The 13118-nt window shown below is 71.8% G+C and carries 12 protein-coding genes; 9 read left to right on the forward strand and 3 right to left on the reverse strand.

What is annotated here, in order from left to right:
* The first annotated feature begins 187 nt into the window (after positions 1 to 187).
* A complete protein-coding gene (locus tag HLB15_RS09280; RefSeq protein WP_229784909.1) occupies positions 188 to 1600 on the forward strand; it encodes an LVIVD repeat-containing protein in 1413 nt (470 codons plus the stop codon).
* A 125-nt stretch (positions 1601 to 1725) separates the two neighbouring features.
* Positions 1726 to 2499 (forward strand): DUF305 domain-containing protein, encoded by a 774-nt coding sequence (locus HLB15_RS09285; protein ID WP_171105010.1) that lies wholly within the window; start codon positions 1726 to 1728, stop codon positions 2497 to 2499.
* 6 nt (positions 2500 to 2505) lie between these two features.
* Here the strand turns inward: HLB15_RS09285 and HLB15_RS09290 are convergent, their stop codons facing one another.
* The gene (locus tag HLB15_RS09290) at positions 2506 to 3324 is read right to left on the reverse strand and encodes a CPBP family glutamic-type intramembrane protease (protein WP_171105011.1); all 819 of its coding nucleotides are present in this window, start codon (positions 3322 to 3324) and stop codon (positions 2506 to 2508) included.
* A 143-nt stretch (positions 3325 to 3467) separates the two neighbouring features.
* On the opposite strand from HLB15_RS09290, the gene HLB15_RS09295 reads away from it, so the two are divergent.
* Positions 3468 to 5729 (forward strand): carbon starvation CstA family protein, encoded by a 2262-nt coding sequence (locus HLB15_RS09295; protein ID WP_171105012.1) that lies wholly within the window; start codon positions 3468 to 3470, stop codon positions 5727 to 5729.
* Positions 5726 to 5917 (forward strand): YbdD/YjiX family protein, encoded by a 192-nt coding sequence (locus HLB15_RS09300; protein WP_171105013.1) that lies wholly within the window; start codon positions 5726 to 5728, stop codon positions 5915 to 5917. The genes HLB15_RS09295 and HLB15_RS09300 overlap by 4 nt, the downstream gene beginning before the upstream one ends.
* 45 nt (positions 5918 to 5962) lie before the next feature.
* Here HLB15_RS09300 and HLB15_RS09305 read toward each other — a convergent pair whose 3' ends face one another.
* Positions 5963 to 6778, reverse strand: coding sequence for an MBL fold metallo-hydrolase (locus tag HLB15_RS09305; RefSeq protein WP_171105014.1), 816 nt, complete (start codon positions 6776 to 6778; stop codon positions 5963 to 5965).
* A 176-nt stretch (positions 6779 to 6954) separates the two neighbouring features.
* Between HLB15_RS09305 and HLB15_RS09310 the strand changes: the two genes are divergently transcribed.
* Positions 6955 to 8439, forward strand: a complete 1485-nt coding sequence (locus HLB15_RS09310) for a sensor histidine kinase (RefSeq protein WP_171105015.1) — start codon at positions 6955 to 6957, stop codon at positions 8437 to 8439.
* Entirely contained in the window at positions 8439 to 9242 is an 804-nt protein-coding gene (locus HLB15_RS09315; protein WP_171105016.1) for a response regulator transcription factor, read from the forward strand. The genes HLB15_RS09310 and HLB15_RS09315 overlap by 1 nt, the downstream gene beginning before the upstream one ends.
* Positions 9243 to 9544: 302 nt before the next feature.
* Here the strand turns inward: HLB15_RS09315 and HLB15_RS09320 are convergent, their stop codons facing one another.
* Positions 9545 to 10246: a hypothetical protein gene (locus HLB15_RS09320; RefSeq protein ID WP_171105017.1), complete on the reverse strand. Its 702-nt coding sequence runs from the start codon at positions 10244 to 10246 to the stop codon at positions 9545 to 9547.
* A gap of 307 nt (positions 10247 to 10553) precedes the next feature.
* Between HLB15_RS09320 and HLB15_RS09325 the strand changes: the two genes are divergently transcribed.
* From HLB15_RS09325 to HLB15_RS09335, 3 genes are all read left to right on the forward strand, one after another.
* Entirely contained in the window at positions 10554 to 11453 is a 900-nt protein-coding gene (locus HLB15_RS09325) for an ABC transporter ATP-binding protein (protein WP_171105018.1), read from the forward strand.
* The gene (locus HLB15_RS09330; protein ID WP_171105019.1) at positions 11450 to 12682 is read left to right on the forward strand and encodes an ABC transporter permease; all 1233 of its coding nucleotides are present in this window, start codon (positions 11450 to 11452) and stop codon (positions 12680 to 12682) included. Before HLB15_RS09325 ends, HLB15_RS09330 begins: the two co-directional genes overlap by 4 nt.
* The coding region (locus HLB15_RS09335) for a mycothiol transferase (protein WP_212759679.1) at positions 12679 to 13118 on the forward strand (440 nt) is incomplete at its 3' end. The genes HLB15_RS09330 and HLB15_RS09335, both read left to right, overlap by 4 nt.

The following is a 13118-nucleotide window of genomic DNA, read 5'->3' on the forward strand; positions in this document are numbered from 1 at the left end:
ATGGGGTTCCGGTGACCGTCGCGCGACGTCATCGCCGGAATCTACCAAGTGCCGCGAGCGGGTCGCCGCCGGTTCCGGGGGCTAGGTGGTGTTTTGTCACCACCATGTTAAAGATCGCGAAAGTCCTGGTCCTGAGAGGTCCCTGTGAGCAACACTGCCCTCAACCGATCTAGGAGGTGTGACGCCTGTGCGTCGTCCAACCTTTACCCGATCACGTGCGCGGGGCGCCGCCGGTGTCGCCCTGACGGCGATCTTCGCCGCAGCGGCCGTGGGCCTCGCGGGTCCCGCGGCGTCGGCGTCCGTCGCGGATCCGGACGTCCCGCCGGGCGAGACCGCGTCGTACAAGATCACCCACCTCAGCAACCAGCCGAAGAACGGCGCGCTGCAGGGGACGGGGTCCGACATCGCGTTCCAGGGCAAGTACGCCTACGCGGGCAACTACGACGGCTTCACCGTCTACGACCTGTCCGACCCGACCGACCCGGAGCAGGTCGTCCAGGTCTACTGCCCGGGCTCGCAGAACGACGTCTCCGTCTACAAGAACATCCTGGTGCTGTCCACGGACTCGTCCCGCAGTGACGACTCCTGCAGCTCGACCTCGATGCCCGCCACGGAGAAGGACGCGTGGGAGGGCATCAAGGTCTGGGACATCTCCAACCCGCTCTCGCCGCGCTACGTGAAGTCGATCGAGACGGAGTGCGGCTCGCACACCCACTCCCTGGCGCCGTCGAAGAACGGCAAGGACGTGTACGCGTACGTCTCGTCGTACTCGCCCAACGCGACCTTCCCCGACTGCCAGCCGCCGCACGACTTCATCTCGATCGTGAAGATCCCGGTGAAGCAGCCGACGAAGGCCACGCTGGTGTCGACGCCCGTCCTCTTCCCGGACGGCGGCTACGAGGGCGACCCGGACCGCAGCGCCTCGACCACGAGCGGCTGCCACGACATCACCACCTACGCCAAGTACGACCTGGCGGCCGGTGCGTGCATGGGTGACGGCATCCTCATGGACATCAAGGACCGGGAGCGTCCGAAGGTCATCGCGCAGGTGCGGGACACCGAGAACTTCGCGTTCTGGCACTCGGCCACGTTCAACAACGACGCGACCAAGGTCGTCTTCACGGACGAGCTCGGCGGCGGTGGCCTCGCGACCTGCACCGGCGAGTTCGCGCCGGAGCTCGGTGCCAACGGCATCTACGACATCAAGAAGGGCAAGGGCAAGCACGGGAAGACGGAGCTGAAGTTCCAGTCGTACTACAAGATCCCGCGCATCAACACGGAGAACGAGAACTGCGTGGCCCACAACGGCTCGCTGATCCCGGTCAAGGGCAAGGACATCATGGTGCAGTCCTGGTACCAGGGCGGCGTCTCGGTGTTCGACTTCACCGACTCGAAGCGGCCGCGCGAGCTCGCCTGGTTCGACCGCGGTGAGGGCGTGAGCAGCGGCGGCACGTGGTCGACGTACTACTACAACGGCTACGCCTATTCGAACGACCTCGGCATCGGTTTCGACACGTTCGACATCGACGACTCGATCGACGGCAAGGCCGGGAAGGTCAAGCTGAAGTCGCTCAACCCGCAGATGCAGGAGAAGTTCTGACCGAGGTCTGACCTGGGTCACGGGGCCCGCCGGTGCGCACAGCGCGCCGGCGGGCCCCGCCGTCGTCGGGCATGAGGGGTTTCCGTGATGGCGTCCGCGGCCCGTTGTGTGGGAACCTCCCGGACATGACGCCCCAGGAGTCGACCGCCGAGGAGACAGCACCGCCGTCGGACCGGGCGCCCGGTGACGGCCGGCCCGCCTCGGCCTACAACCTCGGGCGGCGGCTGCGGGTCATGGGTGCCGTGCTCGCCGGCGGGCTCGCCGTCGTGCTGGCGCTGCTGCTGTGGCTCGGGGTGCTCGTCCCGGCCAAGCAGGAGGCCGCGGGCTACTCGGACGCCGACTCCTCCTACGCCACGCTGTCGGTCGAGCACAACGCGCAGGCCGTCCAGCTCGCCGCGCTCGCGCCCGGCCGGTCCGACGACGACGAGGTGCTCGAGCTCGCCGTCGAGGTCGGCGAGTCGTCCGCCGCGCGGGTCCGCGAGCTCGCGGACTGGCTCGACGCGCGCGACATCCCCGTGCCCGCCGCAGGCAAGGAGGCGCTCGCGCTGGCCGACGCCGGGCTCACCACCGAGCTGCCCGACGACGGCAGCGGTCCGCGGGCCGGGTCGACGGCCCACTCGCACGAGGGCGGCAACCACGGGATGCTCACCGCCGAGCAGATCAACGGGATCGCCTCGCTGAAGTCCACCGACTTCGACATCGCGCTGCTCGCGGCGCTCGTCGAGCACCACTACGGCGGGCTGCAGCCGGCGGACGAGGAGATCGAGGGAGGCACCGACCCCGAGGCCGTGGCGCTGGCGCAGGCCGAGGCCGACGCGATCCGGGTCGAGGTGGAGGACGTGCGCGACCTGCTGGCCTCGGTCGGCGGGCCGGGGTCGACGAACGACGAGACGCGCTGACCCGCGCTACGGGGCCGTGACGAAGACGTCGAAGAGCTCCGGGTGGTGGCCGTGCACCAGCACGCCGAACACGACGGCGTCGAACAGCAGGTGCACCGTCACGACGTAGGTGAGGGACTTGAAGCGCGCGAAGATCCAGCCCTGGACCAGCGCGAACGGGATGGTGAGCAGCGGGCCCCACTCGCGGTAGCCCAGCTCCCAGAGGAACGACACGAAGATCATCGACTGCAGCACGTTGGCCTGCCACACCGGGAAGTGCCTGCAGTACAGCGCGAACACGACGCAGATGAAGAACAGCTCGTCCCAGATGCCCACGGCGTTCACGCCCACGAAGAGGCGCCAGACGTCCTGGGGCCCGTCGAGGTCGGGCCAGTTGAGGTACGCGCCGGAGCCCAGGAAGTAGAACGGCAGCACGAGGTAGCCGACGGCGACCACGACGACCAGGTAGGTCCACTGCCCGCGCCCCCAGCGGCGGCCCGTGGCCACGGGAAACCGGATCGTGTCCTGCCGGAGCACGAAGCGGGACAGCGCCCACGGCACGAGCACCGCCCCGCCGAGCGCGAGCGTGAACCGGAGCATGCCCGCGTCGGAGAGGTCGGCCTCGAGCGAGATCAGCGAGATGATCCCCATGCCCACGCCGATCAGCGCGAGGTCGCGCCCGAGCGCGCGGTCGGCCCACAGGCCCAGCGCGATGCCGAGCACGAGCGGCACGTAGGCCAGCGGCCGGATGTGGACGGCGAACAGCAGGATCGCCGACGCCGAGACGAGGACGGCGGCCGTGAGCCGCGCCGGGCCGGTGAGCGGGGCGGGCAGGGTGAGGGTCACGGGGAGAGGCTCCCACACCCGGCGCCCGCCAGGGGCTGGTCTGTGGTGTTCCTGTCCGTCTAGGGTCAGTTCACGGTAACGAATTAACCCCCAGGACCCCGACCCCCCCACGGGGCCGGCCCTCTCACGGCAAGGAGGCCGCTGTGCGCTCACCCGAGCACGTCGAGCTGGTCCGGACAGACCCGGACCTCCCCCCGGTCGCCGTCATCGACCGCCGCCCCATGACCACGGGCAAGAAGCTGGTCTTCGCCGCGATCGGGCTCCTCGCCGCGATCGCGTGGGCGCTCGTCGCCTTCGTCCGCGGCGAGTCGGTCAACGGCGCGTACTTCGTCGTCGCCGCCGTCGGCACGTACGTCATCGCGTACCGCTTCTACGCCCGGCTCATCGAGTACAAGGTGGTGCGACCGCGGGACGACCGTGCCACACCCGGCGAGCAGTACGAGAACGGCCGCGACTTCGCGCCCACCGACCGGCGCGTGCTGTTCGGCCACCACTTCGCCGCCATCGCCGGCGCAGGCCCGCTCGTCGGCCCCGTCCTCGCGGCGCAGATGGGCTACCTGCCCGGCACGCTGTGGATCATCATCGGCGCCGTGCTCGCGGGCTGCGTGCAGGACTACCTGGTCCTGTGGCTGTCCACCCGGCGCCGCGGTCGCTCGCTCGGGCAGATGATCCGAGACGAGATGGGGACGATCGGCGGTGCCGCCGGACTCGTCGGCGTCTTCGTCATCATGATCATCATCCTGGCCGTCCTCGCGCTCGTGGTGGTCAACGCCCTGGCCGAGTCGCCGTGGGGCGTCTTCTCCGTGGGCATGACGATCCCGATCGCACTCTTCATGGGCGTCTACCTCCGGTACCTCCGGCCCGGCCGGGTGTCCGAGGTGTCGGTCATCGGCGTCGTGCTGCTGGTCCTCGCCATCGTGGCGGGCGGCTGGGTCGCCGACACCCCGTGGGGCGCCGAGACGTTCACCCTCGAGCCCGTGACCGTCGCCTGGCTGATCGTGGGCTACGGGTTCCTCGCGTCCGTGCTGCCCGTCTGGCTGCTGCTCGCCCCACGCGACTACCTGTCCACCTTCATGAAGGTCGGCACCATCGTCCTGCTCGCCGTCGGCGTGATCATCGCGCAGCCGGCCGTGCAGGCCCCGGCTGTGTCGAGCTTCGCGATCGAGGGCAACGGCCCCGCCTTCGCGGGATCGCTCTTCCCGTTCCTGTTCATCACCATCGCGTGCGGCGCGCTCTCCGGGTTCCATGCCCTCATCTCGAGCGGTACGAGCCCCAAGCTCGTGCAGAAGGAGAGCCAGCTGCGGCTCATCGGCTACGGCGGCATGCTCACCGAGTCGTTCGTCGCGATCATGGCGCTGGTCACCGCCATCTCCATCGACCAGCACCTGTACTTCACGATGAACGCCCCCGGCACCCTGACCGGCGGGGAGCCCGGCTCCGCGGCCGACTACGTCAACGGCCTCGGCCTGGCGGGGCCGCCGGTCACCGGCGAGGAGATCCAGGCCGCCGCTGACAGCGTGGGCGAGGAGTCGATCATCTCCCGCACCGGTGGTGCGCCGACGCTCGCGTTCGGCATGTCCCAGATCCTCGGCTCGTTCCTGGGCGGCGCGAGCCTCCAGGCGTTCTGGTACCACTTCGCGATCATGTTCGAGGCGCTGTTCATCCTCACCACGGTCGACGCCGGGACGCGCGTGGCCCGTTTCATGCTGTCCGACACTCTGGGCAACCTCGGCGGTCCGCTGAAGAAGTTCCGCGACCCGTCCTGGCGCGTGGGCGCCTGGATCTGCTCGATCGTGGTCTGCGGGCTGTGGGGCGCGATCCTGCTCATGGGCGTCACCGACCCGCTCGGCGGCATCAACACGCTGTTCCCGCTCTTCGGCATCGCCAACCAGCTGCTGGCGGCGATGGCGCTCGCGGTGGTCACCGTCGTCGTCGTGAAGAAGGGCTACGTCCGGTGGGCCTGGATCCCGGCCGTGCCCCTGGTCTGGGACCTGGCCGTGACGATGACGGCCTCGTTCCAGAAGATCTTCTCGCCCGAGCCGAGCCTCGGGTACTGGGCCCAGCACGCCGCCTTCCGCGACGCCCGTGCCGCGGGCGAGACGTCGTTCGGCACGGCGGCAGACCCCGCCGCGATGGACGCCGTCATCCGCAACACGTTCATCCAGGGCACCCTGTCGATCGTGTTCGCGGTGCTCGTCCTCGTCGTGGCGCTCGTGGCGCTCTGGGTCTGCGTCAAGGCGGTCCGGGCGGGCGGCCTTCCGACCACGGAGGAGCCGGATGCGCCGTCGTCGACGTTCGCGCCGTCCGGCCTCGTGTCCACCGACGCGGAGAAGGAGGTGGCGGCCCAGTGGAGCGCGTACCACGACGAGCACCCGGACAGGCTGAGCACGGGCACGCACGCGTGAGCGTCCTGCGGCGCGGCTGGTACGCCGTGACGTGGTACGTCACGGGCGTGCTGGGTGAGAGCGACTACCAGCGCTACGTGGCGCACCTGCGTCGTGTGCACCCGGACGCGCCGGTGCCCACCGTGGGTGAGTACTGGCGCGAGCGGTACGCGGCCCTGGACGTCGATCCGGGCGCCCGCTGCTGCTGACCCGCCGGGTCCGGCCGGCTGCTTCCGGCCGGACCCGGGTACGGGTCAGGTGAGGTGGTCGTTCGCGCCGCTGGTCCAGGCCGCGTGCCGCTCCGCGGACCGCTGCACGACGCCGCGGGCGTCCACCGGGATCACGCCGCGGAAGTTGTTGTAGAGCCGGTCGAACGCGAACCGGCTGACGTGGTCGGCGATGCGCCGCACCACGGCCCCCGACAGCGGGATGCGGTTGGGGTAGGACCGCATGAACGAGACGGACGTGCGGTCGGGGTTGGCGAAGATCGTGTCGCCCGAGAGCAGCACGCCCCGGCCCTCCGCGCCGGACGCCCAGTGCGCCACCGCGGAGCCCGGGAAGTGGCCGCCGGGCTGGGTGAGGGTCACGCCCGGCAGGATCTCGCAGTCGTCCTTCCACGTCTCGACGGCGTCGTCGGTGCGGGCGAGCCAGCCGGCGTCGGCCTCCGCGACGAGGATCGGGACGCCGCCCAGCCGGCGGCTCCACTCGACCTGCACGCCGTACATGTGCGGGTGGCTCGCCACGATGTACGCCAGCCCGCCCAGGTCGCGCACCGCCGCGACGGCGTCGTCGTCGACGAAGCCCGGCACGTCGAACAGGAGGTTGCCCTCCGACGTGCGGACGACCTTCGCGAGCGGCCCGATGCCGACGTCGGGCACCGTGGACAGGCCGTAGAGGTCCGGTTCCAGCTCCTCGACCTCGATGCGCTGCCCCTGGGCGGCCAGTTCGTCGAGCGTGGTCCAGCGCTGGCCGTCGGCGGGCACCCACTGCCGCTCGTCGGCGCAGATGGCGCACACGTCCGGGCGCGTCTCGTGCTCCACGCCGCAGGTGCTGCAGATCCAGAACGTCATCGGACAGATCCCTTCGTGAGGTCGATGCCGTCACCTTGCGGCACGGCGCGGGTGCTGTCCACCGACTTTCGGGTGGGGCCGTACCTCCGTCCGTCGATTCACCCACCTCCTTCCGGCCCTCGCGACTCAGCCTCGAGAGGGAAGCGCCGCCGCGCGCGGGTTCCTAGGCTGGGGGCATGCCCGACGCACCTGCGCACACCGATGCCCCGCAGCCCGACGCGGCGCGCCCCACGGGGGGCGCGCTCGGCCGCGTGCGGGAATGGTTCGGCGTGGACGTCGACTGGGAGCGTGTCCCCGCCGGACGGGACGCCTACCGGCGCGACCTCCTGCTCGGTGGTGCGTTCATGGTCTTCGCCGCGATCTCGGTCGAGCTGGGCCGGAGCATGGGGCTGTTCGAGGAGACGGGAGCGGACGAGCCGCTCTGGCTGATCTACCTGCTCGGCGTGGTGAGCATGGTCCCGCTGGCCTGGCGTCGCCGGTTCCCGCTGGTGTCGCTCGTGCTCGTCTACGCGCTGTGGCTCGGTATCGGGCTCACCGTCCCGGCCGTCACGGTGCTGATGCCGATGCAGATCATGTACTTCGTCGCGCTGTTCACGGCCGTGGCGTGGGCCCGTGACCGGCGAGCGATGCTCGTCGTGGTCGGTGCGTGCGTCGTCGCGATGTTCACGTGGCTCATCTGGATGTTCGCCGTGCAGCAGGGCGCCGAGGTGATCATCGAGTCGTACCCGACGCCGGCCGACTGGCCCGGCTCGGTCGAGCCCTACCTCGCCAACGCCGTCTACCAGCTCGTCATGAACGTCGCATTCTTCGGCGGTGCCGTGGTGGCGGGCCAGATGCAGTGGCACGCGGCCCGCCGGCGGGAGCAGCTCGCCGCCCAGGCCGTGACCATCGAGAAGCAGGCCGCGGCCCTCACGGACCAGGCCGTCGTCGCCGAGCGGGTGCGCATCGCGCGTGAGCTGCACGACGTGGTCGCGCACCACGTGTCGGTGATCGGGATCCAGGCCGCGGCCGCCCGGCGCGTCCTGGGCCGCGACCCCGCGCGCGCCGAGGAGGCCCTCGTCACGATCGAGCGGGAGTCGCGCGAGGGCGTGACGCAGATGCGCAACCTCGTCGGCACGCTCCGTGCGGTGCCGGACGGCCACCCGCAGGATGCCTCCCGTGCGCCCGAGCCCGGCCTCGCCGACCTGCCCGCCCTCGTCGGCGCCGAGCACGACGGCCTCGACGCGACGTTCCGCCAGGTCGAGGAGCCCCAGGGGGTCGTGGCGGTGGTGCCGGAACCGATGGGGCTCAGCCTGTACCGCACGGCTCAGGAGGCCATGGCGAACGTCCGCAAGCACTCGACCGCCCGGTCGGCGACGGTGACGCTGCGGGTGATCCGTGCCGCCGACCCCACGGACGAGCGGTTCGCGCACGGGTACGCGGAGGTCGAGGTGCTGGACGACGGGCGGGCGCGCCGCGGCACGTCGGGCTCGGGCCTCGGCCTGCTCGGCATCCGGGAGCGCGCGGCGACCCACCAGGGTGTCGTGGAGATCGGCCCCCGGGCCACGGGCGGCTTCCGCGTGCGGGTGAGGCTGCCCCTGCCCGCGCCCGACCCGGCGGAGGCCGCTGTGGCCGCCCCCGTAGCGGCACAGGTCCCGGCGAGCTCGACAGAGGTGGCGTGATGACGCGGGTGCTGCTGGTCGACGACCAGGCCCTCGTGCGCTCGGGCTTCTCCCTCATCCTCTCGGTGGAGGACGACATCGAGGTGGTCGGCGAGGCGGGCGACGGTGCCGCCGCCATCGAGCTGACGCGGCAGCTGCGGCCGGACATCGTGCTCATGGACGTGCAGATGCCGGTCATGGACGGCATCGAGGCCACGCGCCGCATCGTCGCGGAGGACCTCGCCACGGTGCTCGTGCTGACCACGTTCGACCACGACGAGTACGTGTTCGACGGGCTCGCGGCCGGGGCCTCCGGGTTCCTGCTGAAGAACTCCGACCCGGAGCACCTCGTGGAGGCCGTGCGCACCGTCGCGGCGGGGCACGCCCTGCTCGCGCCGCAGATCACCCGGCGCGTGATCGAGCAGATGGTGGCGGGCGAGCAGGCGGCGGGGCAGGAACGGGACGGCGCGCGCGGCGGCGACGGCGGCGAGGCACCCCGCACGCTGCCCGGCGCCGACGGTCACCGCGGCGGCCCGGGCGCCGGTGGTGCGGGGGCCGCTGGTGCGGGCGCCGGTGGTGGTTCGAGCAGCACCGGCGGCGCTGCCGCTGCGCCCGACCTGCCACCGGGGCTCGGTCTGCTCACCCCGCGCGAGCGCGAGGTGCTCGAGCTCGTGGGCACGGGGCTGTCCAACGCGGAGATCGCCTCGACGCTGTACCTCGGCGAGGCGACCGTGAAGACCCACGTGTCCAACGTGCTCAGCAAGCTCCACCTGCGCGACCGCGTCCAGGCCGTCGTGCTGGCCCACCGCGCCAACCTGGTCTGAGGCGCGCTGCGCTCTGCCTGCTGCGCTCCGCCCTCCGTTCCGTGCCCTCTGTTCCGTGCACTCTGTGTCCATGTGCGGCCCATGTGCGGCACTCCGTGCACGCACAACCGCGATGTTCGGTCGGATGGCGCGAGATCGGTCGGTCAAAGAACCGAACTCGTGCCATCCGACCGAATACCCGGCTGTGCGCGGAACAAGGGACCGAAGGCAGCGCAAGACCAGCCAGGAATGCACCGGAAGAATGCACGCATTCCACCGGTCTGACCGATTTTCAGGATCGGCAGAATGGAGAAAGGAAAGACCTACGCCGGGGTGCTCGCCGACGGTTCCGGCGTCGGGTCGCCTGCCGGCGGGTCGGACGGCTCCGGGCTCGGGTCAGGAGTCGGCTCGGGGCTCGGGTCCGGGGTGCTCGGCTCGGGGCTGGGCTCGGGCGTCGGCGTCGGGTCCTCGGCCGGCGGGTCGCTCGGCGTCGGCTCGGGCGTCGGCGTCGGATCCTCCGGCGAGGGGGTCGGCGTCGGGGTCGGCGACGGGTCGTCGGGGGAGGGCGTCGGCGTCGGGCTCGGCGCGGGCGACTGGCTGGGCGGCGTCGTCGGCCGCACCGGGGTCGGGCTCGTCGACGGCGGCTGCGTCGGCCGGTTCGTGGCCGGTGCTCCGCCGAGGCCCGGTAGCGGCGTGTGGGTGTACGAGCTGTCCGGCGTCGCGGGCCGGTCGGCCATGTGCCGCGGCACGTAGTCGTTCGACGGCGGCGGCGTGTAGGTGAACGGGCTCGGCCGGGTCTCCGGGCCGGGGCGCACGTCGACGGTGCCCTGCTCCCCCGTGTTCATGCCCGGGTCGCGCTTGACCAGGGTCGGCGGCATGCCGAGCAGCGCGTCGGCCTCTGTCGCGGAACCGGTGGTCTCCCGGTCCTGCGCCTGCCCGGACGGCTGCACGGCGACGGCCCCCACGATCCCGGCCGTCAGCACCATGGCCGCGGCTGTTCCTGTGACGATCAGACGGTTGCGCACGCTTGACTCCCCCTGCGGGTCCAGATACTGCGAGGCGCCCTCCGGAGCAGTGCTCGGTTCTCCGTGGACAGCTGATGAGCATTCGGCGCCGCACAGTTCTCTGCGACGTTCCGCTCGGGACAATACGTGGCAGAACGACTTCGGCAACTGGGGCGTGTAATACCTGGCCATGACGCAGAAAGAAGGGCACCCGCCGTGCACATTCCGACATTTCTCCGGCCTTCTCGAGAGTCCCCCTCGCCAGGCGGAGACCCGGTCCGCCTCGCGGCGGATCCCCGCCGCGTCGGCGCGACCTAGCGTTGGCGCCATGAGCGATCTGGAGGTGCGGGACCTGACCCGCGTGTTCGCCTCGGGCGGCACGTCCCGGCGAGCGGTCGACGGCATCAGCTTCACGGCGGCGTCGGGCCTGCTCACGGGCTTCGTCGGCGGCAACGGCGCAGGCAAGACGACGACCATGCGCATGATCATGGGCGTCCTGGCGATCACCGAGGGCGAGGTGCTGTTCGACGGCGCCCCCGTCACCCGGGCGGACCGCCGCCAGTTCGGGTACATGCCGGAGGAGCGCGGCCTCTACCCGAAGCAGCCGGTGCTCGACCAGCTCGTCTACCTGGCCCGGCTGCGCGGCGTCGCGGCAGGCGCCGCCCGCCGCGAGGTGCTCGAGCACCTCGACCGGCTGGGGCTCGCCGACCGCGGCAAGGAGCACGTCGAGAAGCTCTCCCTGGGCAACCAGCAGCGCGTGCAGATCGTCGCGGCCCTCATGGGGCAGCCCAAGGCGCTCGTCCTCGACGAGCCGTTCAGCGGGCTCGACCCCGCGGCCGTCGACGCCATGGGCGACCTGCTGCGCGAGCACACCCGCCGGGGCGTCCCCGTGCTGTTCAGCTCGCACCAGCTCGACCTCGTCGAGCGGCTGTGCGAGCGGCTCGTCATCCTCGGCGGCGGCACCGTGCTCGCCGGGGGAACGCCCGACGAGCTGCGCTCCCAGGGCACCCTGCGGCACCGCCTCGTCCTCTCGGGCGACGCAGGGTTCGTCCGGGCCGTCCCGGGGGTGCGCGCCGTCGACGTCGACGGCCCGTCAGCGCTCCTCGAGCTCGACGACGACGCGGCCGCCGCCCGCCTGCTGTCCGCCGCCCTGGAACGCGGCTCCGTCCACGAGTTCTCCCCCGTCCGGCCCACGCTGGCCCAGATCTACCGTGAGGTGACGGCATGAGTGCCAACCCAGAGACCGGCGCCGTCCGCAACGCCTGGATGCTCGTCGCGACGCGCGAGATCGTCGTGCGCGCGCTCAACAAGGGCTTCCTCGTCGGCCTCCTCGTCACCGTCGTCTTCGTCGCGGGGATCATCGCCTTCACCTCCTACATGGGCAACCGCACCGAGTCCTTCGACGTCGCCGTCGTCGCGGGCGACGAGTCCGCCGCCACCGCGCTCGAGGCGGCGGCGGACGGGCGCGGGGGCGTGCCGTCGGACGACAAGGTCGAGCTCACCGTGGTGCGCGTCGCGGACGCGGAGGCGGCCCGCGCGGCTCTCGTCGACGAGTCCGCCGACGCCTGGCTCAGCTCCGGCACGCCGGAGGACGCCGGCTGGACGCTCTCCGGGTGGCGCGAGCCCGACGGCACGCTCGTGAGCCTCCTGGGCACGTCCGTCCGCGACCAGGTGCTCGCCGCCCGCGCGGCCGGCGCCGGGACCAGCATGTCCGCGCTCACCGAGGGCAGCGAGGTCGCCACCGAGCGCCTCGACGGCAACCCGGTCGACCCCCAGGTCGTCTTCCTCGCCGGGTTCGTGCTCGCGTTCCTGTTCTTCATGGGCGCCGTCGGCTCCGGCTCGATGATCGCGGGCAGCGTGATCGAGGAGAAGCAGTCCCGGCTGGTGGAGATCATCGCCACCGCTGTGCCGCTGCGCCAGCTCCTGGCCGGCAAGATCATCGGCAGCTCCGTGATCGCCCTCGGGCAGAACGTCGTGCTCGCCGCCGTCGGCCTCGTGGGGCTGTCCTTCACCGACCTGTCGGCCGTGCTGCCGTCGATGACGGCCAGCATGCTGTGGTTCGTCGCGTTCTTCACCGTCGGCTTCGTGGCGGTCGCGGCGCTCTACGCCGTCGCCGGGTCCCTCGCGTCGCGCACCGAGGACCTCCAGTACACGACCAGCCCGCTGATGATGCTGCTCATGGGCGTCTACATCGTCACCTTCGCGGCCGACGGCACCCTCGAACGCGTGCTGTCCTACGTCCCGCCCGCCTCCATCGTGTCGATGCCCGTCCGGGTGCTCGCCGGTGACGCCGCCTGGTGGGAGCCGCTCCTCTCGCTCGCGATCCTCCTGGTGGCGACGGTCGGCGCGGTGCTGCTCGGCGAGCGGGCCTACCGCGGGGCGCTCATGCAGACCGGCGGGCGGGTCACCTGGCGCTCGGCCATGGCGGCGGAGCGGGGCACTACCCTCGGGGCGTGACCGAACGCACCCAGCACGACGACGCGCCCGGGAGCCCCGACCCCGAGAAGGTGCACACGTTCGACCTGATCGACGAGGTCCCGGGCGTGTCCGACGGCGCGCCCACCCCGGACGACCGGGCCCGCTTCGAGTCGAGCTTCGCGCTCGGCGACGACGAGACGCTGGCCGGCGCGGTGGCCGACCTCGACCGCGTCCGCGCCGAGCTCCTCGACCGCTGGCACGCCACCGACCCGGGCGGCGACGCCCTCGAGCCCCCGGCGCCGTGGTTCGGCCGGACGGAGCCGACGCCGTCCGTCGAGCGCTACCGGATGGTCCACCTCGTCACCGAGGTCGCCCGGCACGCGGGCCACGCCGACATCGTCCGCGAGCAGCTGGACGGCGCGAGCAGCACCTCGCTGCTGGCCGCCGTCGAGGGCTGGCCGGCGAACGACTTCGT

Source organism: Promicromonospora citrea, assembly GCF_013004695.1.
Taxonomy (GTDB): domain Bacteria; phylum Actinomycetota; class Actinomycetes; order Actinomycetales; family Cellulomonadaceae; genus Promicromonospora; species Promicromonospora citrea.

Bases quoted from the DNA above. Each gene is read 5' to 3' on its own strand.
- HLB15_RS09285 (WP_171105010.1), top strand. From the start codon at position 1,726: ATGACGCCCCAGGAGTCGACCGCCGAGGAGACAGCACCGCCGTCGGAC.
- HLB15_RS09305 (WP_171105014.1), bottom strand. From the start codon at position 6,778: ATGACGTTCTGGATCTGCAGCACCTGCGGCGTGGAGCACGAGACGCGC.
- HLB15_RS09310 (WP_171105015.1), top strand. From the start codon at position 6,955: ATGCCCGACGCACCTGCGCACACCGATGCCCCGCAGCCCGACGCGGCG.
- HLB15_RS09315 (WP_171105016.1), top strand. From the start codon at position 8,439: ATGACGCGGGTGCTGCTGGTCGACGACCAGGCCCTCGTGCGCTCGGGC.
- HLB15_RS09325 (WP_171105018.1), top strand. From the start codon at position 10,554: ATGAGCGATCTGGAGGTGCGGGACCTGACCCGCGTGTTCGCCTCGGGC.
- HLB15_RS09330 (WP_171105019.1), top strand. From the start codon at position 11,450: ATGAGTGCCAACCCAGAGACCGGCGCCGTCCGCAACGCCTGGATGCTC.